We start from the raw sequence: 26,155 nt of genomic DNA, 5'->3' as shown, positions 1-26,155 counted from the left end.
AAGTTTGTGACAAAAAACAGGGTAATTATAGTGAAAAATGTGATAAAAGTACACTATTGATTTATTTACACACAATATTCATCGCATGCTTTTCCGTGATTATGTCCCGGTTCTGTATTTACGCACACGGAACATACTGATTTCTTCCTTTTTATCTGATATCAGGCACTATACCGGCATCTCCCGATCGGTAACGGTCTTTACTCTCAACCACTGCCGTATTAAGGCAAACGGTGTAAATTTAGCAATTTTGTTTAACAAATCAGACCATTAGTAGTATACTCTGTCACCATATTTGCAAAGAGACAGCTAAATATCCTTTTCCGAATCTCAAAACAACAGGGATATGGCACAGGCTACAACGGCGAGAGACGAGAGGAAGCATCTTCGTAAGTCAGCCAGTCTTATTTTTTGGTAATAAAGAATAGTCAAAACAAAGGATTACACCATGAAAAGAGGTTTGAAACTCTCAAGATTTACAGCAAGCAGACTGTCCAAGCACAGAGTTCCATCACTTGTTGCCAAGCGCAGAAACAGACAGCGCCGACATGTGCTTTATACCATTCATTTTGAAAAAACCGAGGTTTAATGTTTTTTCTGAAAACAGCGCATCTCATATCATATACGGAACCGGAAAATTTTAAGTTTTCCGGTTTCTTGTTTTCACCTCTGATTCTTACAGGAAAACAGAAAAAAAAGCCTTGATTCTGCTGTATATTATTCAACCACCGGTGTATAAATATTCATATTTACGCATAATTATTCATTTTTCAAATTTCAGTATTTTCAAGTAATATCAAGGCTTCTCCATCATTTTAGCTCAGAATTTAAACAGAAAAATTATCGATTTTTAATTATAAATTCTTGACATTTTTACCGTTTAAAAAAATAATATGTATTTGCGTGTATTTTGGTTATTGCCAGATGTTGTTGCACACAAATTTTAGGTATTAACAAAATCCAGATAAATAACTTTTAGGATAACAAAATATGAAATTATTAAAGCCTGTAATGGATAGCGTATTAGCTCGCAATCCAAACCAGCCTGAATTCCACCAGGCAGTTCAGGAAGTTTTAGAAACTCTTGAACCAGTTTTAGAAAGACACCCTGAATGGGTAAAGGCTGGCATCATGGACCGTTTAGTTGAACCTGAACGTCAGATCATGTTCCGTGTACCTTGGGTTGATGACAACGGTAATGTACAGGTTAACCGCGGTTTCCGTGTTCAGTTCAACAGCGCTATCGGACCATACAAGGGTGGTATCCGTTTCCATCCTTCAGTAAACTTAAGTATCATCAAGTTCTTAGGTTTCGAACAGATTTTCAAGAACAGCCTTACCACTCTTCCTATCGGTGGCGGTAAGGGTGGTTCAGACTTCGATCCAAAGGGCAAGTCTGACCGTGAAATCATGGCTTTCTGCCAGAGCTTTATGACCGAATTATCAAAGCACATCGGTGCTGATACCGACGTTCCAGCTGGTGATATCGGTGTTGGTGGTCGTGAAATCGGCTTCATGTACGGCCAGTACAAGCGTTTACGCAATGAATTCACCGGCGTATTAACCGGTAAGGGCCTCGGCTGGGGTGGTTCTCTTGCTCGTACCGAAGCTACCGGTTTCGGTCTCTGCTACTTCATGAGAGAAGCTCTCGCTGCCAACGGTAAGAGCTTCAAGGGTGCTACCACCGTTATTTCTGGTTCAGGTAACGTAGCTATCTACGCTGCTGAAAAGGCTACTGAATTCGGCGCTAAGGTTGTAGCTATGAGTGACTCAAACGGTTACATCTACGATGCTAACGGTATTGACCTCAAGTTAATCCACGAACTCAAGGAAGTTAAGCGTGCTCGTATCAAGGAATACGTAACTGTTCATCCTGAAGCTAAGTACGTTGAAGGCTGCCGTAACATCTGGGACGTTAAGTGTGATATCGCACTCCCATGTGCTACTCAGAACGAAATTGACGAAGAAAGCGCCAAGAAGCTCATCGCTAACGGTACTTGGGCTGTTGGTGAAGGTGCTAACATGCCTTCTACCAACCAGGCTATCGCTGTTTACCAGAACGCTAAGATCATCTTCGGACCAGCTAAGGCTGCCAACGCAGGTGGTGTAGCTACTTCTGCTCTCGAAATGAGCCAGAACTCACAGCGTCTTGAATGGACCTTCGAAGAAGTTGACGCTAAGCTCCAGCAGATCATGAAGAGCATCTACAACGCTGCTGCTTCTGCTGCTGAAGAATACACCGGTGATAAGAACAACCTCGTTGCTGGTGCTAACATCGCTGGCTTCGTTAAGGTTGCTAAGGCTATGTACGCTCAGGGTATCGTTTAATACCTAGTTCATACATGGTGCTTTAGTCATCATAAGCAGAAAGAAGGCCTCACATTTTTGTGAGGCCTTCTTCTTTATCTGCATTCTGAAAAAACATAAGTGTTTCAGTTACGCCTTAATACCGATAGCAGCAAGTTCACGAAGCACTGAATCCTTAGAATCAAGTTCTCCGGGTAGCTGATTATTATCTGCTGAATCCACTTCATCCGTGTAGAACCATTTTCCATCTTCGTATACGAAGCTGGATATACAGATGCTTCTGCATACGCCTCCGGCATCTCTGAATGTCAGCTCATACTTTATCATGGCTCTGGTACGATCCTCGTTTAACCATACACCAAGAACCTGAAGCTTTAGCCATTTACCTCCGTTTTTGATTTCTCTGCTGAATTTCTTGGCTGAAATATCAGGTCTGAAATCTTTATGCCAGGTTTTCAGGAGATAGTCAGCTTTACCTTCACAGAACGCGCTGTAACGGGTCATTAGTACCTCAAGCGGAGATTTTTCCGTATCCTTAACACCTGTATGATATCTTCCGCAGCAGTTTCCATAGTCTTTACCTGACAGCCCGCAGTGACATATATTATTCTTTCCGACAGCCATATAAACATCCCAATTGTCATACGTAATCGCTGGTGCAAAAAAAGTCCCGACTCAAAAGTCAGGACTCTAATTCAGTTGCTCAGGACCTACTTCTTCTTTTTACGGTCTCTCTTAGCCTTCTTAACAAAGTCCATCATGCGCTTGCGCTTTCTGATCTGGCTTTGTGTAAGCTTGTTCTTCTTACCTTCAAACGGATTTTCACTGTCATGGAATTCCAGACTGATAGGAGTACCGATGATATGCAGACTCTTACGGTAGTAGTTATTCAGATAACGCTTATACGCATCCGTAAGATCACCGGTCTTGTTTCCGTGAATAATGATGCGTGGAGGATTGTAACCACCGGCATGAGCATACTTAAGCTTAACACGTCTGCCGTTTGAAAGTGGAGGCTGAAGCTCCTGAGTGGCCATGGTTAAGATACGGTTGAGCTTGGAAGTGCTTACTCTGGTGGTTGCTGAGCGGTAGGCACTCAGAATTGATTCAAACAGGTGACCTACTCCGGTACCGTGAAGTGCGGAAATAAAGTGAATTTCAGCAAAATCCACAAAGCCGAGACGGAGTTCAAGATCCTGCTTAACCTTTTCCTTCACCTCTTTATCCAGACCATCCCACTTGTTAACAGCTATAACCAGAGAACGACCGCTCTGAATAATAAAGCTTAACAGACTTAAATCCTGATCGGTAACACCTGCATTGGCATCAATAACCAGAATGGTTACGTTACTGTCTTCTATCGCCTGCAGAGTCTTAACAACAGAAAACTTTTCAACAGCTTCATTAACCTTCTTGCGCTTACGCACACCGGCGGTATCGATAACAATATATTCCTGATCATCTTTCTTGAGCGGAATATAAATGGAATCTCTGGTTGTACCAGGCATGTCGTAAACGATAACGCGGTCTTCACCCAGGAGGCGGTTTGTTAAGGTTGACTTACCCACATTAGGACGACCTACGATCGCAAACTTTACCGGAAGATCGGAGAATGAACCGTCATGTTCCTTTTCACTGCTGTCAGCAGTTTTCTTTTCTGAGGCTTCTTCAGACCCTTCGGCTGACTCAGAATTCTCATCCTTATTCTGATGACGCTTTTTCCAGGCATGCCAGTCAAAGCCGCCGGCCTCCTTGTCCATCGGAACGTTTTCCAGAAAGTCAAAGCCCTTTTCCCACGCAATAACGTCAGGATCATCGAAAGGACCTGCTTCAGGAAGAAGATGTTCCTCACCGTCAGCTAAAACAGGAGCCAGAACCTCGTCCAGAAGAGAGCTTAAGCCACGGCCGTGACTTGCCGAAATAGGATATACCGCGCTGATGCCGAGTGCATACAGTTCAGCCGTTGCCACGTCTGAATCCAGGCCGTCAATCTTGTTTGCTACAAGAACGGTCTTTTTCTGATGGCGGCGTACATAATCAGCAATCATGTAATCACCGGAGGTCAGACCGCTGCGGGCATCAACCAGGAAAAACACCAGATCAGCTTCATCTATTGCCAGCAGAGACTGTTCGGCCATATGAGTTTCAATACCTTCCTCACTGCCGTCAATACCGCCGGTATCAATCAGAATATACTCGCTGTCATTATACATGGCGCGACCGTATTTTCTGTCTCGGGTAAGTCCCGGAAAATCCGCAACCAAAGCGTCCCTCGTTTTGGTCAAACGATTAAACAGTGTGGACTTACCCACATTAGGACGCCCTACTAAAGCAACAACCTTGGACACAATTCAGTTCCTCTTAATAATCAAAAAACAGGCTTATCCTCAGGATAAGCCGGTTCGGTTAATTCATTAACGGAATCAGCACTGACGGCACACGGGTATCGGCAGTACTAATCCTCTTTATTTTCATCATCAATGTCTACGGCATAGAGAGTTCCGTCTCTTGACTGGAAATACAGATAGTTATCATCTGTCACCGCAGCAGTATACATGCCGCTGCTGTCAAGCTCACGCATTGACTTAATCTCTCCGGTAGCATCATCCAGGAAATAGATAAATCCTTCATAGTCGCCCACAACCACATGACGTTTGAAGTACGTAGGAGCAGTTACATTGCGATATGTCAGCTGGGTATTTGCCCATCTCTGTGTTCCGTCGACTCTTATAATCGCATAAATATGACTGGACACGTCAGTCAGTGCAATATCAGTAGAGTCGCTGGCAAGATCAAGACATGAAGAATACTGTCTCTTCCACATGGAGCTGAATTCAGGAATTAAAAATCCCTGCAGATTACCGTTGAAAGCAACAGAATACACCTCATTCATAATACTCAGCGGAGTACTGTTAACATCATTCAGACGGGCAATTCTGGTAGCACCGCTGGAAACATTGACATTGAGCTGATGTATCAGCACACCTGTTTCCTGAGAAACAATATTGATTTTGCCGTTGGCGGTACCGTAAATCACAACCTTGTCGGCAATGGCCACGGGATTACTGTCTCCGCGAAGCGATATCATGTTACCGTCATTACCGTTGGCCCACACCTTTTCTCCGGTATCTGAATTAAAGGCGAACATCTGACCGCTGATTGTAAGAACAAACACCTTATCGTAACCTACGGCAGGAGTTGCAAGAACTTCCTGACCTACATTGGCCTTCCATTTCAGTGTTCCCTCTTCTGCATCAATGGCATACAGATACCCATTTTCACTGGCAACATACAGCACACCGTACTGAAGCACAAGTCCTCCGGACAAACGGGTGGAACGACGATCATCATTCTCATCCTCGTCATCCAGATCCAGATGCCACTCACGTGATCCGTCATCCTTGTTCATGGCATACACATCACCGTTTCTTGACGCGGCATAAACCTTTACTTCATCAACAACCGGAGAAAGACGGGTGAAGTAATTTCCAACGCCGGAACCTACAGAACGGCTCCATACAACCTTGGTAGCCACACTGTTTACAACCTGAGGAGAACTCACGGGCTGATATACGTCCACATCATTGGAACAGCCGTTCAGTAATACTGATACGGCCAGGGCCATTCCTGAAATTAGCTGCTTCTTACAAAAGCTGAACATCGACAAATCTCTTTACTGTAAAACCATGCTATGAACAGAATACATGTTTATTTTTGCTATTTAGCTGCAGATTCTTCCGCTGCTACGGTTTTAGCAGCAATATCTTCAGCCTTCACTGCTTCTTCAGCCTTAACATCAGCTGCAGGCTGCTGTGAAGCGCCTTCCTGCTTTTCAGCTGCCTTTACCGCAGTCACACCCTTAACGGTTTTAAGAGAATCTCTCTTCATCTTAACCACATTGGTATCATCGTCAGCCTTTGCTGATGAAAGAGCTTCCTCATAGAACTTAAGAGCAGCCGCATTATCCTTATTGGCATATGCCGCATCACCCTTGAGTGAAGCAACTTCAAACTTGAATGCTTCCCTGTTGGTAATGGCATCTAAAACAGCATTGGCTTCATCAAACTTCTTTAACTCAATATTGAGTCTTGCCACTCTCAGACGGATTACGTCATCAAGAATATTGTCACGTGATGCACCGATACTGGCCTTTAAAAGATCGGCAGCCTCCTGGTACTTCTTTTCGGCAACATACTGCTTGGCAAGTGAAAGAGATGCAAGCTGACTGTACACGTCACTGCTGTGGTCACCGATGAATTTCTTAACGTCATTAACACTGTTGGCGTCAGACAGGTCACTGTTCATTACAATGGCATAGAAATCAACAGCATTCTGATACTTCACTTTTTTAGTATAGTCTCTGTACATGAAAACCACTGTAATAATGGCAATTGCCAGAACAATTCCCATAACAATGCTTTTCCAGTTTTCCTGCCACCATCTGTGAAGTTCTTCTTCTCTCTGTTGTGCATCAGCCTCAAAAACGTCCATTTATTTCACTCCTGTTAAAATACGCTCTTAAAATAAGCAGCTGCTGCCGCCATTTCTATGGTCTGCTGTTCACCTGAACGCAGATCCTTAACACTTAATACATTGTTGCTGATTTCGTCATCACCGATAATCACGGCAAAGCGTGCACCGGACTTATCAGCATGAGCCATCTGCTTCTTGAATTTGCCACCGCCGCAGTGAGTCATGATTCCGAGACCCGGCAATGCTCTTCTGAGTTCAAGAGCAAGCTTGAGCTGCTGACGTTCAGGTTCTTCACCCATGGCGCAGATCATAATATCCACTGCAGGCTTGCGCTGAACCAGCTGAAGAGTCTCAAGAAGAAGAATCATTCTTTCCAGACCGACTGCAAAACCTATGGCAGGAGTACTCTGACCGCCAAGCTGTTCAACAAGACCGTCGTAACGTCCGCCGCCACAGACAGTTCCCTGTGAACCAAGAGCATCTGTAACCCATTCAAAAACCGTGAGATTGTAATAATCAAGACCACGAACCAGACGACTGTTCAGTTCATACTTTATTCCTAGTCCTTCAAGACGTGAACAGAGGCCGGCAAAATGAGCTTTTGTTTCTTCCCCGAAGTAATCACTCAACTTAGGAGCATCCTTCAGAACTGCAATAATGTCTTCATTCTTGGTGTCAAGAACACGGAGAGGATTGGTATACATTCTTCTCCTGCAGTCTTCATCAAGAACATCCTGATGCTGTTCCAGAAATGCAACCAGAGCATCTCTGTAGGCTGCTCTCTCTTCAGATGAACCGAGAGAATTCAGCTGCAGGGTAACATGTTCTGTAAGACCGAGCTTTGCCAGAACTTCAGCGGTGAATGCAATGATTTCAGCATCAATGTCAGGTCCCTTTAAACCGAACACCTCACAGCCGAACTGATGGAACTGACGATAACGGCCCTTCTGAGGTCTTTCGTGACGGAACATCGGACCGGTATACCAGAGTCTCTGTTCCTGTCCGTGGATAAGTGAATTTTCCAGACATGCTCTTACGCAGCCTGCGGTACCTTCAGGTCTTAAAGACAGAGAGTCTCCGTCACGATCATTAAAGGTATACATTTCCTTTTCCACAACATCGGTAACTTCACCGATGGCTCTGCAGAACAAACCGGTCTTTTCCACTACCGGAAAACGGATTTCACTGAAACCAAAAGAGGCTGCGGTTGACTTGAGAACCGCTTCTACCTGCTGCCACATACTGCTGTCCTGAGGGAGCAGGTCATTCATACCTCTGATTGCTTTAATTTTAACCGCCACTTTATTTAGCTTCCTTAAAAAAACATTAACCTAAAAACAAAAACACCGACCGTCACATCAGCACTGACATGCTGTCAGCGGACAGATAAACGGGAACTGTTTTTATTTTTTCTGTTCGTCCCGCCGCCGCTGAATACCGATCTGTCACAAATTCATAATCCTATTTACGGTTTCTGGCAAGATAAGCCCTGATTCTTTTCTCCAGTTCATCAATGAGCTGTTCATTAGGGATTCTATCAAGTCTCTCGCCGTCTTCATAGTAATAACTCTTTTCAGCCGCACCGCAGACACCGAGATTGGCTCTTGATGCTTCGCCCGGACCGTTAACCACACACCCCATAACGGCAACATTCAGTGATTCTGTAACATCCCCGAGTCTCTTTTCAAGTTCATTGACGGTTCCGATAACATCAAAACCGCGACGTGAACAGGTCGGGCAGGCTATGAAATTAATACCTCTGGTGCGCAGCTTAAGCACTTTGAGAATATCAAAAGCCACTCTAACCTCTTCTACCGGATCTGCAGCCAGGGATACACGCATGGTATCACCGATTCCTTCCTTCAGTAACCATGACAGACCGATGGCGCTCATTACTGAACCTTTTCTGAAACCACCGGCCTCGGTAATGCCCAGATGAAGAGGCTGTTCAATTTTCTGGCTCAGGAGTTTGTATGCTTCATAAGCCACAAACACGTCAGATGCCTTTACACTGATTTTGAAATCCGGAAAATCAAGATGTTCCAGAATTCCGATATGATGCATTGCAGATTCGACAAGTGCTTCAGGTGTCGGTTCACCGTAGCGTTCAAGTATTTCTTTTTCAAGGGAACCGGCATTTACACCGATTCTAATTGGAATCTTATGCTCTCTCGCTGATGAAACCACGGCCCGAACCTTTTCATCACTGCCGATATTACCGGGATTGATGCGCAGACAGTCTGCACCGTAATCAGCGACTTTAAGGGCTATGCGGTAATCAAAATGAATGTCCGCAACAACAGGAATCGGAGAACCGGCCTTGATTTCCTTAAATGCTTCAGCGGCCTTCAGTGTCGGTACGCTCACACGCACGATATCGGCTCCAGCTTCGGCAATGGCTCTAATCTGGGCAATTGTGCCGTCAATATCAGTAGTATCGGTATTGGTCATGCTCTGAACCGATATCGGGGAATCCCCACCTACCGGTACATTGCCAACCATGATTTTTCTGGTTTTACGTCTTTTTATCTGTTCAGTTAGAGTAATCATGACTTATTGTACAGCCTCTGTAATCACAACCTGACTTGCACGTCTTTTGATTTCGGCCTGATCGGTAATCTTCGGACCGAGACTTCCTGAGTTATTTGCCTTAGGCTTTGAAGCAGGTGCAGGAGCCTTTACTGCAGGAGCTGTTTTGGCAGCGGGCTTCCTGTATCCCATTTCATCAGCAAGAGATACAACCTGACCAGATTTCAGATTTCCGGATTTGGCTGCAGATGAGGCATTTGTACTGCTTACTGCAGGCTGTGCGGTCTTTTTCACGCTCTGATTTCCCTGCTTAACGGGAGCAGTCTTCTGCACACTCTTCTGCTGAGCGGCTTTTGAAGGGGAAGCTGACTTCTTGTATCCCATTTCATCTGCAAGAGATACCACCTGACCTGATTTCAGACCTGATGACTTTGCAGGAACCGAGGTTCTTGTCTGAGAAGTGGATGCCTGAGGCTTCTGGTTTACGGAACTGTTTCTTGCAGGAGTGTTCTGGGTCTTCTTTGCAGGAGCTGCTGCTGGAACACTCTGAGGCTTCTTTGCAGGTGCTTCGGCCGGTTTAACATTATCAGTCTGAGCTCTGTTCGCTGCCGGTTTTTCCATTACCACCGTGTTCTGAGCCGGTGCAGACGGTCTTCTTGCCGGAGCCGGAGTGGCAACTACAGGAACATCCAGAGGGTCTGCATCAGGAAGACTTTCGAACTGAATTTCTTCTTCAACGATAGTATCTTTACGCTCAGGCCCCACAACAACTCCCTGTTCAACATCCTGTTTCAGAACCGGGGCTGGAGCCGGCTTGACACTGTTCTCAGGCTGAACGTTCTGAGAAGCAGGAACAGGTAATTCAACGTCAACCTGCTGATTTGCCACAGGCAGCTCAATTACCCCTGAAGCCTGCTCCTGCGGAAGCTGCAGAACTCCGTTATCGCTGACCTCAGTCTTATCTTCCTTTCCGGACAGGGCAAAGAACAGAACGGCAAGGGCAACAACTCCGATAACCACGCCACCGCCGACAACAACCCTCTTATCCAGTTCATATGATTCTTCAGCTCCGCCCTGAGCCTGACGAATGGCGTTCAGTTCTTCAACATTAACATCAGCAGACAGGTACTTAGCATATGCAAGGCAGTCTCCAAGCTTAAGATGACCGAAACGACCTTTTTCCATATCATTAAGCAAATAACTTCTAATCTTTAACTGCTCTGATGCCTGAATAAGGGATACGTTGTTCTTTTCGCGCGCTTCCCTGTATTTGTTTCCAAGCAACTGAGCTGCTTCACTGCTTGCACTGTTGTTTATCATTTTTTCTTTATACCTCGATCCAGTAATTAATATTCACCGGCTTTATATTTCATCGCTTCTTCACTCTTTGGATACCCCTTCAGGAGTTTTCTTCCATAGATTTCAGATGTAGCATATTCACCCATTTTCTGGGCAATCCTTATCTTTAAATAAATGGTCTGGGCTGTATCCCTGTGCTGGTACATGTCATAGCTGCGCATCAGTTTATCGGCTTTTTCATAATCCCCGTTTTCAAAGCTGAACATTGCATAATTAAACAGCAGTGACGGGCTGTTTCCACCATAGCTCATGGCCTTTTCAAAATAAATTTTTGAATCATCAAGTTTTCCAGCTTCATATGCACAGGTTGCCGCAGTTTCATAAGCAACACTCATCTGAGCGAACTTAGGCTGGGAAACAGCCTTCATCAGATTGGCAAGTCCTTCATCCCTTCTGCCTCTTGTACAGAGAAAGTCTCCGTAATGAGTATAGCTCATGCCTGACTCAGGATTTTCCTTTATGGCAAGAAGATATTTCTGTTCCGAATTTGCATAATCACCAACGATGCTGAAATAACGTCCCCAGGCAAGATGCAGAGATTCAAGATCCGGAGCATATGATTCTGCGATATTCAGATTTTCCTTGGCGGCACTCATTTCCTTCTGCTGCATAAAACTGTAGGCCAGGTTTATACGTGCCTGAGCCGCCTTGTTGTAATCAATATCATCAGCCTTACGCACTATTTCGTTGCCGTTTTCATCACGACCCACAATTATTTCCTTGGAGGTTATACAGCCTGTAAGCACCCCGGAAACAACAGCCGCCAGTAATAACTTGTTCATCATGTTCATTAGTTAAAGTCCCAATTATTTTTTATAAATCAGCACCTTTAAACGATGCTATTTTTTTGATTTTATTTTTAACTTCACCCGCCAGCTGTCCACAGGCAGCCTTAATATCATCACCGCGGGTTCTGCGAGTAACCACAGTATAGCCGTAATCCAGGAGAATTCTGTAGAATTTATCTATATCTGCGGCCTTAGGCTTGCTGAACCTGCTTGCCTCATGCGGATTAAAAGGAATAAGGTTAATCTTGCATGGCGTATTGGCCAGAAGTTTTGCCAGCTCATGCGCATGTTCCGGACGATCATTAACACCGGCGAGGAGAATATACTCTATTGTTACCCTGCCGCTGTTGGCATTTGATTTGTCCACATATCTTTTAACGGCAGCCAAAATACTGCTGATATTATACTTATCATTCAGCGGTATGAGACTGCTTCTTAATTCATCATTAGGGGCATGCAGGGATATTGCCAGAGCCACGTCTATGGCATCTCCCAGTCTGTCGATTCCCGGTACAACACCGGCTGTCGAAATGGTTACTCTTCTCTTTGACAGACCAAAGCCGAAATCATCCAGCATAATCTTCATGGCTCTGACGGTATTCTCAAAATTCAGAAGAGGTTCCCCCATTCCCATCAGCACTACGTTATCGATTGCCCTGTACTTCGGATTCGGGGTAAAGCCAATAACGGAAGCAGCTCTCCAGACCTGGCCGATTATTTCGGAAGTGGTAAGATTTCTGTTAAATCCCTGAGCGCCGGTGGCACAGAAAGCACAATTGATGACACATCCCACCTGTGTGGATACACACAGTGTGGCTCTGTCACCGTCGGGAATGTAAACCGTTTCAATCAGCTGACCGTCTCCGGCATCCAGAGCCCATTTTATGGTACCGTCGCCGCTGCGGTATTCAGCTTTTATTTCAGGAGCCTGAATATAGGCGCATTCAGAAAGCTTCGCCTGCATAACCTTATTGATATTGGTCATTTTTGTAAAGTCATCAGTACCGAAATGGTATATCCATTTCATAATCTGATCTGCTCTGAACGGCTTTTCCCCCATATCTGCGACAAAAGCCCTCAATCCGTCACGATCCAAATTCAATAAATTAATCTTACTTTCTGCCATTATAACAATGAATAACCCAAGTCTGATATAAACACAATTATTTGCGTGATTATATCAGAATACACAATACCTGTCCTATTTTTATTTGTTTCAGAAAACAGCTTTTAAACAATCATCCGGCTGGTGCTGACATTGATATTTTCCGGTAATGATTTCCGGAGCCGCTCGACTTTAATTCATCAGCTGACAGTCTGAATTCTTTATCGGGGTGAACGAAATACGTTTGATACAGAAAGGAATTTAACAAATCGGACCGGCTGAATAAATTCATATTGACATTCAGAACGGAAGCCACCACGGATTTTCTGCGAGGAATCATGGAGTACTGCACAAATACAACATATTCCAGCCCCTGCTGTCATCAGGGGCTTCCAGTCAGGAATTTTCTCTTTTAAACAGATTTTCCTTTCCAATGAAAACTAAATACTCTTTTCTATAAAGTCCAGATTTCCGTATTTAAGCAGATTGTCCACGAATTCAGGCAGAGTAGTGCCGGCCTTACCGTAAATTCCTTTATCAAAATATCCTGCGGTAGCGGACTGCTCCAGATTAAACTCAATATTGAAAGCTCCTCTGCCGTGAGTCAGCCTTGCAAATCCCGCAGCCGGGTAAACAACACCAGAGGTACCGATGGATATGAACAGATCACAGCCGCACAGCAGATCCTGAATATAATCCATGTCATACGGCATCTCACCAAACCACACTATATGAGGGCGCATGGATTTCTTTCCGCATTTCGGACAGACGGTATCAATGGAAGAATCATCCTTCCAGTCAAAAACACCTCCGCAGTTTTCACAGCTTATACGCATCAGTTCACCATGCATATGAATCACGTTTTCCGAACCTGCGGCTTCATGCAGATTATCAATATTCTGAGTAATCAGAGATACACTGCCCTTATTCCATTCTCTGGACAGACGTACCAGAGCTTCATGAGCTGGATTGGGCTTAACATTTGCAAGGTTACGGCGCATTCTGTTGTAGAACTCGTGTACCAGAGTCTTATCCCTTAAAAAACCTTCGTAGGTAGCCACGTCTTCAACACGGTGCTGTTCCCAGAGTCCGGTCTCGGATCTGAATACAGGTATACCGGATTCTGCGGATATTCCTGCTCCGGTCAGTATTACTATGTTTCGAATCTCTCTCATATCTGAATTCTCCGTCAATAACGCTCTCTCCACACATTAAGTATAATATCAGTACGCTGAATTTTTTCAGAACCTTAATAAACAAAAGCCGATTATTAAAACCGGCTTTTGACTGATTCATAAACTTAAAAGATCGAGTTTTCTCTTATCTTCCAATATATCGGGCTGACTATCTTGTACGAGGACACAGCTCTTCATCAGTAAAGAAATAAGCGATTTCCTTTTCAGCTGATTCCACACAGTCAGAGCCGTGAACGGCGTTCTGATCAATACTGGTCGCATAGTCAGCTCTTATGGAACCGGCACGGGCTTTTTTAGGATCAGTATCACCTATAATCTCACGGTGACGTTTAATCGCATCCTCGCCTTCAAGCACCTGAACCATTACCGGACCAGACATCATAAACTGAAGCAATTCCTCAAAAAAAGGCTTTGAACGTAAATGACAGTAAAAACCCGAAGCCTCCTCTCTGTTCAGATGAACCATTTTGGCAGCCACAATACGTAAACCGGCATTTTCAAAACGGTGATAGATATCCCCGATAAGATTACGAGCAACCACATCCGGCTTGATAATGGAAAATGTTCTTTCTAATGCCATATGCCCTCCTTGCTGAACTACATACAGATATCCACAATACAGAGATTTCCGGAACAATCAGCATAAACCGTTTCATCCGAAACTCCATGCAGTTCCTGGCTAAAAACAATAAAACTCACATACCGACAGGTAAAACTTAAAACAAGAATAATTCCAAAAACCATTACAGGTAATGCGGCATTTTTCAAAATGTGATCTTTGAATTCTGCTTACCGCCGATTTTTGATGTATATCTACATTAAAGGCTGATTTTACGCCTGGATACTTATGTTCACGGCAATCGTGACAAAACAGAACAGAACCTTTCGGTTCGGCATTCCGTATTCAAAAGATTCGTATATGCAAAAGCCCGGGATTGTTCATAAAGATCCAGTCCCGGGCTTTCTCTGACCGAAAGAAAAATAAAAGCCTATTCTGCCAGCTTTTTCACAAATGCGGCAATGGATCTTGCTCCATGCCCCATGGCTCCCACCTGATAAATGTCATTCGGAGTTTTTCGATAACTTGCGGCCAGATCAATATGCAGCCAGGAATCATGAAGTCCTGAAGGAACAAATCTGCTCAGAAACGCCGCAGCAGAAGTAGCTCCGGCAATACCGTCCCCTGAAGCTGAGTTTGTTATATCGGCTAAAGATGATGACACTATTCCCAAATGGAATTTTTCCAGCGGCAGAGCCCATGCCGCCTCATCCACAGATGCAGCACTCTTCACAAAAGCATTGCTTAATCCGGTATTAAGACTGAGTGCCGCATTGTAATCACGTCCCAGAGCGACTTTGGCAGCTCCGGTCAGTGTGGCGGCATCAATTATATACTTTGCTGAAGTTCTGCCTGCTCTGATTAAACCGTCAGCCAGAACCAGACGGCCTTCGGCGTCAGTATTGTCCACAACCACGGTAACTCCGTTAGGATAGCTGATGATATCTCCGACTCTCATGGCCTTTCCGGATATCATGTTCTCAGCACAGCACAGATATGCCTTAACACGTCCAGTAAAACCCTGTACAGCCAGTAAAGCAAGTGATGCAGCGACAGTAGCCGATCCCCCCATGTCAGAATGCATGGAACGCATCAGATCAGACGGTTTTAGACTGTATCCGCCTGTATCAAAGGTAATTCCCTTGCCGACCAGTGCCGCAAACACCGGAGCATTCACGTCTCCCGTAGGATTGTAATCCAGTTCATACAGACAAGGAGGATTATCACTACCGCCGCCTACGGTCATAAGTCCGACAAGAGACTCTGAATGAAGCTTGTCCCCTGTATAGGCCTTTATGGAGAAAGAATTGCCTGCAATGGCACTGAGACTGTTCAGAAACACACTGTAGGACACAGGATTCAGAGATGAGGCCGGAGCGTCAATGGTATCACGGAGCCAGGTAATAATATCCCTTTCCGTTCTGAAATCATCAGTGTCAATATCATGAGGGTATATTATGTCAGCGCCGTTTTTGATACTGCGGAATCCGAGAAAGAATACATAAGCTTCTTCTCTTGTCCATTTCATAGAATCACTGTCGGCAAGTTCAACCTTTTTGTATCCTGCTGAAGAAAGAGTTCTGGCCGCGGCCTGAATTGTTCTCAGATGACTTTTTCTGTCACTGTCGTCAGCATGTATCAGAGCTCCTTCACCGGAATAACTCAGAGTACAGTCCTTTAGGTAAGGATATGCAGCGGTTCCGGGAGCTGCCTTAAAAACCTTGAGTATCTGTGTATTATCCATTTTAATGTTCCTAAAACTAATTTTTCCGCAGATTATCACATACGAATTCTGTCGGAATCATACCTCAGTCTCCGTATTTTCAGACTGCGAACCAGAAATACCGTTATACGCTCCAGAGATTACCGAGTTTTCTCTGTTTAAGATATTCAGACGAAATAATTTCAATGGCGTAGTCAATTTCCTCTTCGGTGGTAAAACGACCAAGACTGAAACGAATGGAACTGTGGGCATCAGCATCACTTAACCCCAGAGCTTTAAGCACGTATGACGGGTTAAGGGAAGCGGAGGTGCAGGCAGAACCTGTGGAAACCGCGATGTTTCTCAGTGCCAGCATAAAGTTTTCCCCGTTGATTCCTCTGAAGGTGACATTCAGATTGCCAGGCAGCCTGTGTTCCATAGTTCCGTTAACCGAAGTTTCCGGCAGTTCCAGCAGTGCCCTGGCGAGTTTGTCGCGCAAAGCCTCAATTCTGGCATTTTCTTTTTTCATTTCAGCCTTCGCTAAAGCAAAAGCCTCTCCCATGCCAGCAATCTGATGCGTAGCCAGAGTACCGCTGCGCATTCCCATTTCATGTCCGCCGCCCCTGATGACAGGATTAGGCTTCGGAGCCCCCTTTCTGACGTAGAATGCTCCTATCCCCTTAGGACCGTATACCTTGTGGGCACACAGTGACAGGTAATCCACAGGCATGGTATTTACATCTATTTCCACTTTACCCGCACTTTGTGCACAGTCACTGTGGAACAGAGCGCCATGTGCTTTTGCAACCTTGGCCAGCTGTTCAATATCCTGAATCACACCTATTTCATTATTGGCATGCATCAGACTTACGAGAAGGGTATTATCATCAATTACCTGCTCCAGCATTTCAGGTGTTATAAGACCGTCCTGATTAGGCTGCATGAAAACCACCTCAAAACCGAGTGTTTCAACATAATGACAAGGATCCAGCACTGCCTTGTGTTCTATGGCTGAAGTTATGATTTTTTTTCTGTTTCCCTTCATATGAGCCAGCGCAACCCCGGTAATGGCAAGATTGTCACACTCGGTGGCTCCTGAGGTAAAAACAATCTCTCTGGTATCAGCACCGATAAGCTCCGCTATCTGCCCTCTGGCTATGTCAACAGCTTCAGCAGCCTGCCAGCCGTACACGTGAGACTTTGAAGCCGGATTTCCGAAAATACCTTCAAGGCTCAGGCAATCAGACATTTTTTTTATAACTCTGGCATCCACCGGTGTTGTGGCGGCGTAATCTAAATAAACAGGAAGCTTCATGGATATTTCACCTAAATATAAATCAGAACAGGATAATTAAAAAAACTGAAAAAAACAAATTCAAACGCAGTGATTATATCACTCTGCGTCAAGGTTTTATAGAACGGCGCTCGGCTGATGTTTTGCCGCTTTTTCAAAACAGCAAAACACAGAGGGATTCGACACCGAATCCCTCATATTGAAGTTACTCCCGGAATTTTACTTCACATACAGTGAATACATTGAAGACCCGCCTGATAAAACTGTTGTTCTGTAGCCGTTTCCTGCCAGAATTCTGGCGGCATTCCAGGCTCTCACCCCGACAGCACAAGTAATAAGCACCAGTTTATCCTTTGGAATCTCTCCGAGATTATCTCTTAAGGTTCCCAGCGGAATATTGATGAAGTGAGGCAGTCTTAAAGCAGTTACCTCGGAAGGTTCCCTCACGTCAAGCAGATAGTAACCGTCATCAGCTTCAGGATTTTTATCTCTTCCTTCGGCAATTTTCAGGTATTCGGCAACTCCCACCTGATTTTCAAGACCGAGGAAGATGTTTTCAGCTGTAAATCCCAGCATATTAAGCGGAGATTTAGGAGCATTGAACTGAGGTGCGTAGGAGAGGTCAAGATCCGTCAGATCCTGAAATGTTCCTTTTTTCAGAATCAGCGCCGAAGCCACGTCAATGATCTTGTCTACGGATGATGAGCCTACTGCTTCGACACCTAAAATTCTTCCGTTCTGCTTATCGAAGATACCCTTTATGAACAGGAATCCTGCTCCCGGGAACCAGGCCACATGGGACTTCTGAGAAACAAAAGCCGTAAAATAATCCCTGTCTTTTACAAGTCCGGTACCAGAAAGATACTCCTCTCCGAAACCTGTAATGCCTGCCTGAAGATTAAAAGCCTTCACGATACCGCTGCCGGATGTTCCCGGAAAATCAGATGCTCCGTCAACACCTGCAATGGTATTGGCAATTATTCTGGCTCCTCTGGCAGCAGGACCTGCAAGAGTGCTTGAAACACTGTTTCCGGTTACCAGATGATTTACAGTAACATTATCACCTGCGGCATATACGTTTCTGACGCTGGTTTCAAAAACCTGATTTACTTTAATAAAACCTCTGGAATCAAGTTCGATGCCGTTACCTCTTACAATGGCTGTATTAGGCTTTACACCTAAAGCCATTACCGCAAGACCTGCCTTGATTTCTGTTCCGTCAGACAGTTCGACACTAAGTACTTCTCCATCTTCTTCATTTGCGGTGGAAAACCCCTTAATCCCAAGACCTGTTCTGACATCAACTCCGTTTCTTGTCAGTTCATTGGTCATCAGTCGGCCAAATTCCTGATCCATAATTCCCAGGACTTCTGGTTTCAGTTCCACAAGAGTAACCCCGACGCCTGCATGGGCAAGATTCTCAGCAAGTTCCACTCCGATGAATCCACCACCGGCAATTACAACCGATTTGATGTTCCCTGTGGTTACCGCCTGTCGGATTTTTTCTGCATCTTCAATTGTTCTCAGTGTTTTTACCTGAGGAAGCGAGGTCCCCTGAATACTTTCAGGTACAAAAGGAGAGGCTCCGGTAGCAATTACCAGACTGTCATAGGTATCCGTTATCACCGTATTATCCGCAAGACGCTTTACGGTTACGGTTTTGTTCTCAGTGGAAACAGCTGTAACCTCATGCAGAGTTTTTACGTTTACATTGTATTTGCCGACAAAGGCTTTTACGGGAGTAACCACCAGTGACTGTCTGGAAGGAAGAACACCGCCGACGAAATAAGGCAGTCCGCAACTTGCATATGAAACATCAGGACCTTTTTCATAAATTGTTATCTCCCGGTGCTCATCAAGTCTTCTCAACCTGGCGGCAACGGCGGCTCCAGCGGCAGAGCCACCGATAATGATTGTTTTTGACATAAAAATTTCCTTACTATTAGTTGTACACAGATACTGAAAACTGCTTATGAAGGTAATCAGCATTAAAACAGAACCGATAGAACAAGCAGTGCTGATTTATATTTATTGATGTTATTATTATTGTTGTTTTATTATACAGGATGCCTGCAGCAGACAGAAAATTTTTATTCAGAACTTTTCGATGTTACTGTTTTTTGTTTTCATCCTCATGAACAGAGATATATACTGAATCATCAAGCATTTTGATATCAATCTTTTCGTCGGATTTAATCAGACCTTTCACTACCATCCCTAGTCTGAGAAGCTCCTGCAGATCAAGTCCGTCCGCCTTAAGCTCCTGTCCCTGATTGTTCTTGAGGGAAGCCAGCTTGAAATTACAGTTTGAACAGTTCACGTCCAGCAGCTTGTTATTGGAAATCACCCCGATATCATAAAGCACCTTCAGGAAACGGTACACGGTTGACATTCCAAGCTCGGGATTTTTGGCCTGAGCTTCGTAGTAAAGCTCTTTTGTGCAGTTAAAGGTTCCTGAAAACAGCAGATCAAGAAGTTCAAGACGCTGTTTAGACATTCTGACCTTGGCTTTTTTCAGCTTTTCAAGACATTCAGCCTTGGCATTATGGAGAGTGAAGCACTCATTTAAATTTTTGTTTATATCAGTCATTGCGTATTCCGGTTTCATGTTTAACACGATCAAACTGCCTAGGCTGCATCCATGAATTTATATGTGAGCTGTCCATGAGCAGAAAAAGCATTGTTGCCTAGAACAATGTCCAGCTCATTCTGATCCAACCAGGTGTATATTATCAGATCATGAGTCATTATATTTAAATTTACTGACTGAAAATCCTTTATCTGTCTGAGCATTCTGGAAAGAGCGAGCGCACACATAGGACAGTCAATTCCCTGAACCTTGTAATGATATCTCATTGTTAATATTACCGGATATGTTAGCAACAGCTTACACAATATAATAATGATATTTGCTTCAAAAAGCAATATCACGACGGCCCCAGATCATCCGTATTCCGACAAATACTGACACCATAAAAACAAAGCGGAAGACAATATCAGAACCATCTTCCGCTTTTCATTAGCCTAGGTTATTTTATTATTTTCTGCGTCTTCTTAAGAAGAAGCCGGCACCGGCCATGAGGATAAGATCGAAGATGCCGATGGCACCACCGCCCTTACCGCCTGATGAAGACTTACTGTTTCCATCATCAGTTGATCCTTCGTCAGGTTCATCAGTAGATTCAGATGTTACGGTAAGAGGAATGTAACCGCTGAAATCATTTTCTGAAAGGTTCTTACCTGAAATTCTTACCTGATATGAACCGGTCTGAATAAACTTCAGATAAACCTTGGTGTCATTTGAAACCTGGAGGTAATCAACACCGTCGGTAGCCGAACAGTCTACAGCACCGCCACTGAAAATCTGACAAACCTGCTCAGAACCGGCAGCCTTTGTATTATCGGCAAGCTTTACAACCTGAACAGTAGCTTCATGAGAAATATTGGTAATAATGAAGCTTAAAGGCTGACGCTCTGTCAGTTTGACCGGAGTGGTATCGTCAGATGAAGACTGAACAAAGTTAATCTTGTTGCCTTCAGTCTGATTATCGCTTCCTGCGTCAATGCCCACAGGAGTGTTTACATATGGATCTGACACTGTTACCAGTAATGAGGCTCTGTGTTCTTCATTGTTCTTATCAGTAACAACAGCCTTAACTTCATGTGAACCGACAGTGGTAAACACATAGTTAAGTGAACTGTCTGAACCGGTTACCTTTTCACCGTCGATGTACCAGACATAAGATGCAGCTTCTGCATTTACAAGGGTGGTGGTGAACAGTACGTTCTTGTTAAGATCAACGATGGTATCACCACTTAAGGTAAATTCAACAACAGGAACATTGGCACCAACAACCCTAACTGATACTGATTCAGTTCCAGAGAGACCTTCTTCATCGTAAACAGTCAGAGATACCAGATATGTACCTTCAGTATTGAATGTATAGGTCAGACTGCTGTTGGTACTTACTCTGTTTCCGTTCACAGACCATTCATAGCTCTTAACGGCCTTGTCGTCAGTAGACCTTGAACCATCAAACACTATATTGGAGCCCACGGATACTTCAGTCTGGCCTGCACTGATTCTGGCTACCGGAGCCATATTTTCAGTAGCAGGAACAACGGTAATGGTTGCTGAGCCCTGGGTGGTGGCTCCATTGCTGTCGGTTACGTTAACAGTGAAGGTAGTGGTTTCATACAGGGTTTCAGAAATGCTGGAAGAAGTCTTCTGATTTGACCATAAGTATGATAATTCATCACCGTCTTCGTCAGTTGAACCTGAAGCATCAAGAACTACGGTAGTACCGCTCTTAACAGTTCTGTTACTGTTATCTGCAGATGTTACCAGAGTAACCTTCGGTGCATGATTTTCAACATCGGTAACTGTAATGGTTACGCTTGCCTGTTCTGACTTGTTACCGTTCTTATCTACAACCTGCAGAGTGTAAACGCTTGTTGCATCCGGAGTTACGGTAATAGAAGGAGTGGTTGCACCGGTGTTCCACTTGTAGGTAATATCGTCACCGGTTGAAGCAGAACCGTCAAGAGTTACGGTTTCACCCCTGGTGATTTCAGTCTTTGAAGCTGAAATCTTGGCAACAGGTAACACTACAGGTGCAGAAACTTCTACAGAAACCTTTTTGGTGGCTATACGAACATTTTCAACAGAATTTCCTTCGTAAATCTTCAGCACAACATCATATGTACCGGATTTTTCATATGTATGAGATACATTGAAGGTTTCATCTGAAGTGGTGCCGTCGCCGAAATCCCACTTGTAAACAAGGCCGCATGAATTATTTGCAACTGAACCGAATTCGTAAAGACACTGATCCTTAACCTTAATTCCGGTTGAAACAACTTCTGAATCACAGTTATCTCTCTTACCGAAGGTTGTGCTGTCGGACAGAGTTACTGTCGCACCGTTTACAGAGCTGTCAAAATCAGCAAAAAGATACCAGAAAGGATCCACTTCACATTCAGTACCACTATCCACATTAATGGTAACTGACTTGGTAGCTGTTGCACCGTCGTTATCGGTTACGGTTACGGTATATTTAGTGGTTTCTTCAGGAGTTACGGTAATCTTTGCGGTAGTTTCACCGGTGCTCCACTTGTACGCAACAATGGAACCGTCAGGGTCTGATGAACCTGAAGCGTCAAGAGTTGCGCTTTCACCCTTTTTGATTGAAAGAGCAGAAGCAGAAATCACAGCAACAGGAGACTTGTTGCCGGTATCCAGTTCAGCAGGGATACCTGATCCCATCTTTGTACCGTCAACCCAAACATCTCCAACAGTAGCAGAAGTGAAGTTTCCACCGCTTGATGACTTGAACCACTGACTGCCACAGTCGTTGAACAGGAATTCAAGACCGGAAATTTCAGCACCGAAAGAGGTACTGTCAGTGTAACTCCACCAGCCGTTCTTCACAGCAGACATTTCAACACCAGGAACAGTAGTCCATCCCTTATCACCTGTCTGCGGAGTACCGCGATAATGAACACATACCTTTGAAAGTTCACTTGCAGGCTTAAAGAAGAAGGTAACCGGTGTTACGATATCATGAGGGGCGCCTTCAGTGATGGATCCGTCCTTGTTGATTATGTAAGTTCCCTTGGACAGACAGTTACCGTTTGCTCCGTTATAGTAGGAAGAACTGCCGTTTTCCTTAACTCTGATGTCCGCACAGGTTGCATCACGGGTGTAGGTAATACTGGTCTTGAAGTATTTGGTTGTACTAACCTGCTTCATTTCCTTACTGTTCCAGTCTGATGCCCCCTTATCCTTGTATTCAGCATATACAGAGGTTACTGAATCATCATCAGTCTTTGCATAAAGTGTTACGGTATCGGTACTAACCACTGAGCCGTCTGTGAAGAACATGTGTGAACCTTCAATTTCACCGTCAACATCTTCAATATAAGCTCCGTCCACCAGATTATATCTGCCTGCACCTACATAGGTATGGTTGATTTCACTCTTGGTTACATTACCGAGGTTATCGGTTGCTTCCATATAGTAGTCAACCAGCTGATCACGGTAATCACTGATGTATGCGTAGTATGTGCTGCCAATCTTCTTTGCAGGAAGCACTTCATAGTTCTTGGTTTCAATCTGAACCTGCCAATCCACGCCGTTCATGTCAGGAGTAAGATCTCTTACCTTGGTTGGATATTCCTTCCATTCACCTACCTGAGATGCATCAGCACCGCTTATGCTCTTAGGATTATATACCCTTGGAGCTATGTCGGTAGGCTTCATGCTCTTGGCCTTGTGAGGACGTACATAAACCTTAACATCCTTGATGCCGCTTACGTCATACGCATATGTGTAGATGGCAAAAACATTATCGGCATACATCGGAGTCCAGCCTTCTGCCTTACCGGAATTTGCTGAACCTGGATTTGTAGGATAACGCTGAACCCACCACATTGAAGGTCCGGTCTTGTCCTTGCTAATGTTTGCCTTAACGTACGGCTCGGTGAAATAAAGAGACTGATTAAAACCTAATGAAGGCTTAACATTATCATCAGTATTTTCATCATAGTAACCGAAACCTGAGTCAATTGATGAAATCAGGAAGTACCAACCTAACTCTGCAGGGTTTGCGCCCCCCTTGTAGTCATTTGATTCATCGCCCTTAACAGGGTATGACATCATGTACGGATTCAACTGATTTCCACTGTAGGTAACCTGTTTTTCCGCTTCGGTTGAAGGAGACCAGTAGTTAGGATGGTCATCAAGCCAGATCTGTTCTGCTGTTTCGGCATAGTTTTCAGCCGCCTGCAGCAGAGCAAAGTTTCTTTCGAGATAATGATAGCCGTATTCCATGGAAACAGCATGTTGTACAGAAGTTCCGGCAAAGTTCTTAGGAGCTTCGAAATCTGTACCCAAAGACTTGTTGAAAGCAGCCAGCTGTCCCTTTGTCCATACCCCCATAGGAATATGCCAGTGGTACCAGTCAGGATCTGATGATGAGTCACGGGTATCAACCCAGGAACCATCCTGAATATGCTGAATATCATCTGCAGGAATAGGATATGCTTTGAGATATTCCTCAACACCCATGCCTACCACACCTGCAGTGCTGTATTCCTCACCTGAAGCCAGCCAGGTGGAAATTGAACCTGCACGACCTTCACCATTATCACCGTCATGAGCGATAACAAAGTACATGGTTCTGTCACCTGCAGCGGCATTATAACTAGGACGGTCAATTTCCTCAGTTGCTACGGCGATACCTTCCCAGCCTTCTGTCCATGAACCGTTCTGATCTACAGGAATTGCGGCAATCTTGTCGGCCTTACCGGTATTAGGATCGATATACTGAACCCAGTGAGGAATGGCACAGAACGGATACTGATTAAGAATGGTCTGCTGTTCGTGATTCATTCCGACATATTCCCAGCCACCCTTACTAAAGGTGTTCTGGAGATCAGCTCTGTTTGGAGGAGAAACAAGAGTATCGTATGAAGGGTTGGAATAATTGTAAGGATAATCGGTAAGAGCTCTTGAGAAATGGTTATTACCTACTACTGACCATTCAATACCAAGCTTGGCAAGTGTAGGAATAAGTCTTTCAGAAAAGCCCAGTTCTGTCGGGAAGAATCCCTTTGATGATTTAAACTGTGAACCTAAGAAGTAATCCTGCTGCAGGGTTACGTTCTGATAAATAAGATCCTTGAGAAAATATTTTGGTCCGACTAAAGGTCCCATGGAATGGTGACCTGTGAAATGAATTGGTTCAAGAGCATTGAAACCGTTGGTAGTCTTCAGACTGCCTACTGTTGACTTCCAGTCGTTTGACCAGCCGGTTTTGTAGAAATCAAAAATGTTGAGTTCGGCAAAGCTCTGTACATTATTGATAACAGCAGCAGACATGGTTACCTGAGTCTGACTCAGAGGATGAGCAGAGTGATTTGCATTAGCTGTCTGAGCCGGCCAAACGGTGTATGCGTTTCGCTTTGCATCTCTGTCGTAGTACTGCTGCAGATTATCATGAGGCATTGGCTCACCTGATTTCGGAAGGAAATAAGGATAATCTGCAGGTGGATTGTTCTTAATATTGAAAACCTGACCATCATAGGTATATCTGATAGGAGTTCCTACAGCAGCCTTTTCGTACTCACTGGTATTGTAGTACGGCCAGAAATTTGGCATATGATTATGATAGATATGGGTTGCAGCTATCACGTCACCGGCATAGGCATTATCTGCCAGTACCAAACTTGGAATAGCAACTGCCAAACCAACAGCTAATGAAAGACTATTGATTTTTAACATTTTGTTACTCATATGGATTCACTCTGAATAGTTAAACAACATATAATTTGACATTAAGATCATGACAGTGATTTCGTGATCAAAAATCATTGCCGATTTGATTAATTTTAACAAATTTAAAACATTAAGAAAACTTTTTCATAACAGATAAGTCTAATTTTTTTTATAATCATGCTTGTTTTTACCATATATGTGATAGTTGTCATATAACATATTAATATATTCAATTTTAAAAAACTTTAGTGATAAACGAGTTGTTTTTCACAATAAGATTCCCTTATTTCAGTCATTCTTTGGCCATATGATTATAGTGACAGCCGTCACACATACCATATAAACAATATAGGCTGAAAAATCAGATACAGGACACCGCATAGAACCATGTTCCAGTACAGATAAAATCGAGGAATTATGAACAACCACCATGCCAATCTCATTCAGAAAGGCCAGGAGTCTTACAGACATAAAAACAGGAAACTCCGGAAAAAGTCACACAATCTTTTTCCAGAGTAATAGTGAAATGTTCCGGAACTGGCTGATGCCCAGAAACATTGAATAA

Annotated in this window: 19 protein-coding genes; 2 read left to right on the top strand and 17 right to left on the bottom strand. The window is 44.1% G+C overall.

The features are described from left to right. The first annotated feature begins 448 nt into the window (after positions 1–448). Both BMY80_RS12170 and gdhA read left to right on the top strand, forming a co-directional pair. Positions 449–589: a hypothetical protein gene (locus BMY80_RS12170; protein ID WP_157608040.1), complete on the top strand. Its 141-nt coding sequence runs from the start codon at positions 449–451 to the stop codon at positions 587–589. A 401-nt stretch (positions 590–990) separates the two neighbouring features. Then, a complete protein-coding gene (gene gdhA / locus BMY80_RS00975) occupies positions 991–2,328 on the top strand; it encodes an NADP-specific glutamate dehydrogenase (RefSeq protein WP_093140069.1) in 1,338 nt (445 codons plus the stop codon). A 108-nt stretch (positions 2,329–2,436) separates the two neighbouring features. On the opposite strand, the gene BMY80_RS00970 is transcribed toward gdhA, so the two are convergent. The 17 genes from BMY80_RS00970 to BMY80_RS00885 all read right to left on the bottom strand — a co-directional run bounded on the left by BMY80_RS00970 (position 2,437) and on the right by BMY80_RS00885 (position 25,608). Further along, the gene (locus BMY80_RS00970; RefSeq protein WP_051621732.1) at positions 2,437–2,931 is read right to left on the bottom strand and encodes a YchJ family protein; all 495 of its coding nucleotides are present in this window, start codon (positions 2,929–2,931) and stop codon (positions 2,437–2,439) included. Positions 2,932–3,017: 86 nt separating this feature from the next. Continuing rightward, the gene (gene der / locus BMY80_RS00965; RefSeq protein WP_093140066.1) at positions 3,018–4,655 is read right to left on the bottom strand and encodes a ribosome biogenesis GTPase Der; all 1,638 of its coding nucleotides are present in this window, start codon (positions 4,653–4,655) and stop codon (positions 3,018–3,020) included. Between the two features lie 107 nt (positions 4,656–4,762). After that, positions 4,763–5,968 carry an outer membrane protein assembly factor BamB gene (bamB, locus tag BMY80_RS00960; RefSeq protein WP_245730015.1) on the bottom strand — a complete coding sequence of 402 codons (1,206 nt, stop codon included), beginning with the start codon at positions 5,966–5,968 and terminating at the stop codon, positions 4,763–4,765. Between the two features lie 56 nt (positions 5,969–6,024). Further along, a complete protein-coding gene (locus tag BMY80_RS00955) occupies positions 6,025–6,798 on the bottom strand; it encodes a YfgM family protein (protein WP_031578520.1) in 774 nt (257 codons plus the stop codon). Between the two features lie 14 nt (positions 6,799–6,812). Next, positions 6,813–8,081, bottom strand: a complete 1,269-nt coding sequence (gene hisS, locus BMY80_RS00950) for a histidine--tRNA ligase (protein WP_093140063.1) — start codon at positions 8,079–8,081, stop codon at positions 6,813–6,815. Between the two features lie 160 nt (positions 8,082–8,241). After that, positions 8,242–9,330 carry a flavodoxin-dependent (E)-4-hydroxy-3-methylbut-2-enyl-diphosphate synthase gene (gene ispG, locus BMY80_RS00945; RefSeq protein WP_093140061.1) on the bottom strand — a complete coding sequence of 363 codons (1,089 nt, stop codon included), beginning with the start codon at positions 9,328–9,330 and terminating at the stop codon, positions 8,242–8,244. A 3-nt stretch (positions 9,331–9,333) separates the two neighbouring features. After that, a complete protein-coding gene (locus BMY80_RS00940) occupies positions 9,334–10,629 on the bottom strand; it encodes a helix-turn-helix domain-containing protein (RefSeq protein ID WP_093140058.1) in 1,296 nt (431 codons plus the stop codon). 26 nt (positions 10,630–10,655) lie between these two features. Continuing rightward, positions 10,656–11,459, bottom strand: coding sequence for a hypothetical protein (locus tag BMY80_RS00935; protein ID WP_093140055.1), 804 nt, complete (start codon positions 11,457–11,459; stop codon positions 10,656–10,658). A 22-nt stretch (positions 11,460–11,481) separates the two neighbouring features. Beyond that, on the bottom strand, positions 11,482–12,582 hold the full coding sequence (gene rlmN / locus BMY80_RS00930; protein ID WP_031578526.1) for a dual-specificity RNA methyltransferase RlmN: 1,101 nt from the start codon (positions 12,580–12,582) through the stop codon (positions 11,482–11,484). A 419-nt stretch (positions 12,583–13,001) separates the two neighbouring features. Continuing rightward, the gene (locus BMY80_RS00920) at positions 13,002–13,736 is read right to left on the bottom strand and encodes an NAD-dependent deacylase (RefSeq protein ID WP_031578528.1); all 735 of its coding nucleotides are present in this window, start codon (positions 13,734–13,736) and stop codon (positions 13,002–13,004) included. A 169-nt stretch (positions 13,737–13,905) separates the two neighbouring features. Beyond that, positions 13,906–14,337 (bottom strand): nucleoside-diphosphate kinase, encoded by a 432-nt coding sequence (gene ndk, locus BMY80_RS00915; RefSeq protein WP_031578529.1) that lies wholly within the window; start codon positions 14,335–14,337, stop codon positions 13,906–13,908. A 409-nt stretch (positions 14,338–14,746) separates the two neighbouring features. Next, positions 14,747–16,060: an aminopeptidase PepB gene (gene pepB, locus BMY80_RS00910; protein ID WP_093140049.1), complete on the bottom strand. Its 1,314-nt coding sequence runs from the start codon at positions 16,058–16,060 to the stop codon at positions 14,747–14,749. Between the two features lie 103 nt (positions 16,061–16,163). Beyond that, positions 16,164–17,333, bottom strand: coding sequence for an IscS subfamily cysteine desulfurase (locus BMY80_RS00905; RefSeq protein ID WP_093140046.1), 1,170 nt, complete (start codon positions 17,331–17,333; stop codon positions 16,164–16,166). A 198-nt stretch (positions 17,334–17,531) separates the two neighbouring features. Further along, the gene (locus BMY80_RS00900; RefSeq protein ID WP_177178454.1) at positions 17,532–19,238 is read right to left on the bottom strand and encodes an FAD-dependent oxidoreductase; all 1,707 of its coding nucleotides are present in this window, start codon (positions 19,236–19,238) and stop codon (positions 17,532–17,534) included. 184 nt (positions 19,239–19,422) lie between these two features. Next, positions 19,423–19,902, bottom strand: coding sequence for a transcriptional repressor (locus BMY80_RS00895; protein WP_031578533.1), 480 nt, complete (start codon positions 19,900–19,902; stop codon positions 19,423–19,425). 38 nt (positions 19,903–19,940) lie between these two features. Beyond that, positions 19,941–20,168: a heavy metal translocating P-type ATPase gene (locus BMY80_RS00890; protein WP_093140040.1), complete on the bottom strand. Its 228-nt coding sequence runs from the start codon at positions 20,166–20,168 to the stop codon at positions 19,941–19,943. A gap of 181 nt (positions 20,169–20,349) precedes the next feature. After that, positions 20,350–25,608 (bottom strand): PKD domain-containing protein, encoded by a 5,259-nt coding sequence (locus BMY80_RS00885; RefSeq protein ID WP_093140037.1) that lies wholly within the window; start codon positions 25,606–25,608, stop codon positions 20,350–20,352. Positions 25,609–26,155 lie beyond the last annotated feature (547 nt).

Source organism: Ruminobacter amylophilus (assembly GCF_900115655.1).
Taxonomy (GTDB): domain Bacteria; phylum Pseudomonadota; class Gammaproteobacteria; order Enterobacterales; family Succinivibrionaceae; genus Ruminobacter; species Ruminobacter amylophilus.
Note: the sequence above shows the minus strand (reverse complement) of the source record. Positions and strands in the feature narration are given on the sequence as shown.

Bases quoted from the DNA above. Each gene is read 5' to 3' on its own strand.
- BMY80_RS12170 (WP_157608040.1), top strand. From the start codon at position 449: ATGAAAAGAGGTTTGAAACTCTCAAGATTTACAGCAAGCAGACTGTCC.
- gdhA (WP_093140069.1), top strand. From the start codon at position 991: ATGAAATTATTAAAGCCTGTAATGGATAGCGTATTAGCTCGCAATCCA.
- BMY80_RS00970 (WP_051621732.1), bottom strand. From the start codon at position 2,931: ATGGCTGTCGGAAAGAATAATATATGTCACTGCGGGCTGTCAGGTAAA.
- bamB (WP_245730015.1), bottom strand. From the start codon at position 5,968: ATGTTCAGCTTTTGTAAGAAGCAGCTAATTTCAGGAATGGCCCTGGCC.
- BMY80_RS00955 (WP_031578520.1), bottom strand. From the start codon at position 6,798: ATGGACGTTTTTGAGGCTGATGCACAACAGAGAGAAGAAGAACTTCAC.
- ispG (WP_093140061.1), bottom strand. From the start codon at position 9,330: ATGATTACTCTAACTGAACAGATAAAAAGACGTAAAACCAGAAAAATC.
- BMY80_RS00940 (WP_093140058.1), bottom strand. From the start codon at position 10,629: ATGATAAACAACAGTGCAAGCAGTGAAGCAGCTCAGTTGCTTGGAAAC.
- BMY80_RS00935 (WP_093140055.1), bottom strand. From the start codon at position 11,459: ATGAACATGATGAACAAGTTATTACTGGCGGCTGTTGTTTCCGGGGTG.
- rlmN (WP_031578526.1), bottom strand. From the start codon at position 12,582: ATGGCAGAAAGTAAGATTAATTTATTGAATTTGGATCGTGACGGATTG.
- BMY80_RS00920 (WP_031578528.1), bottom strand. From the start codon at position 13,736: ATGAGAGAGATTCGAAACATAGTAATACTGACCGGAGCAGGAATATCC.
- ndk (WP_031578529.1), bottom strand. From the start codon at position 14,337: ATGGCATTAGAAAGAACATTTTCCATTATCAAGCCGGATGTGGTTGCT.
- pepB (WP_093140049.1), bottom strand. From the start codon at position 16,060: ATGGATAATACACAGATACTCAAGGTTTTTAAGGCAGCTCCCGGAACC.
- BMY80_RS00905 (WP_093140046.1), bottom strand. From the start codon at position 17,333: ATGAAGCTTCCTGTTTATTTAGATTACGCCGCCACAACACCGGTGGAT.
- BMY80_RS00900 (WP_177178454.1), bottom strand. From the start codon at position 19,238: ATGTCAAAAACAATCATTATCGGTGGCTCTGCCGCTGGAGCCGCCGTT.
- BMY80_RS00895 (WP_031578533.1), bottom strand. From the start codon at position 19,902: ATGACTGATATAAACAAAAATTTAAATGAGTGCTTCACTCTCCATAAT.
- BMY80_RS00890 (WP_093140040.1), bottom strand. From the start codon at position 20,168: ATGAGATATCATTACAAGGTTCAGGGAATTGACTGTCCTATGTGTGCG.
- BMY80_RS00885 (WP_093140037.1), bottom strand. From the start codon at position 25,608: ATGAGTAACAAAATGTTAAAAATCAATAGTCTTTCATTAGCTGTTGGT.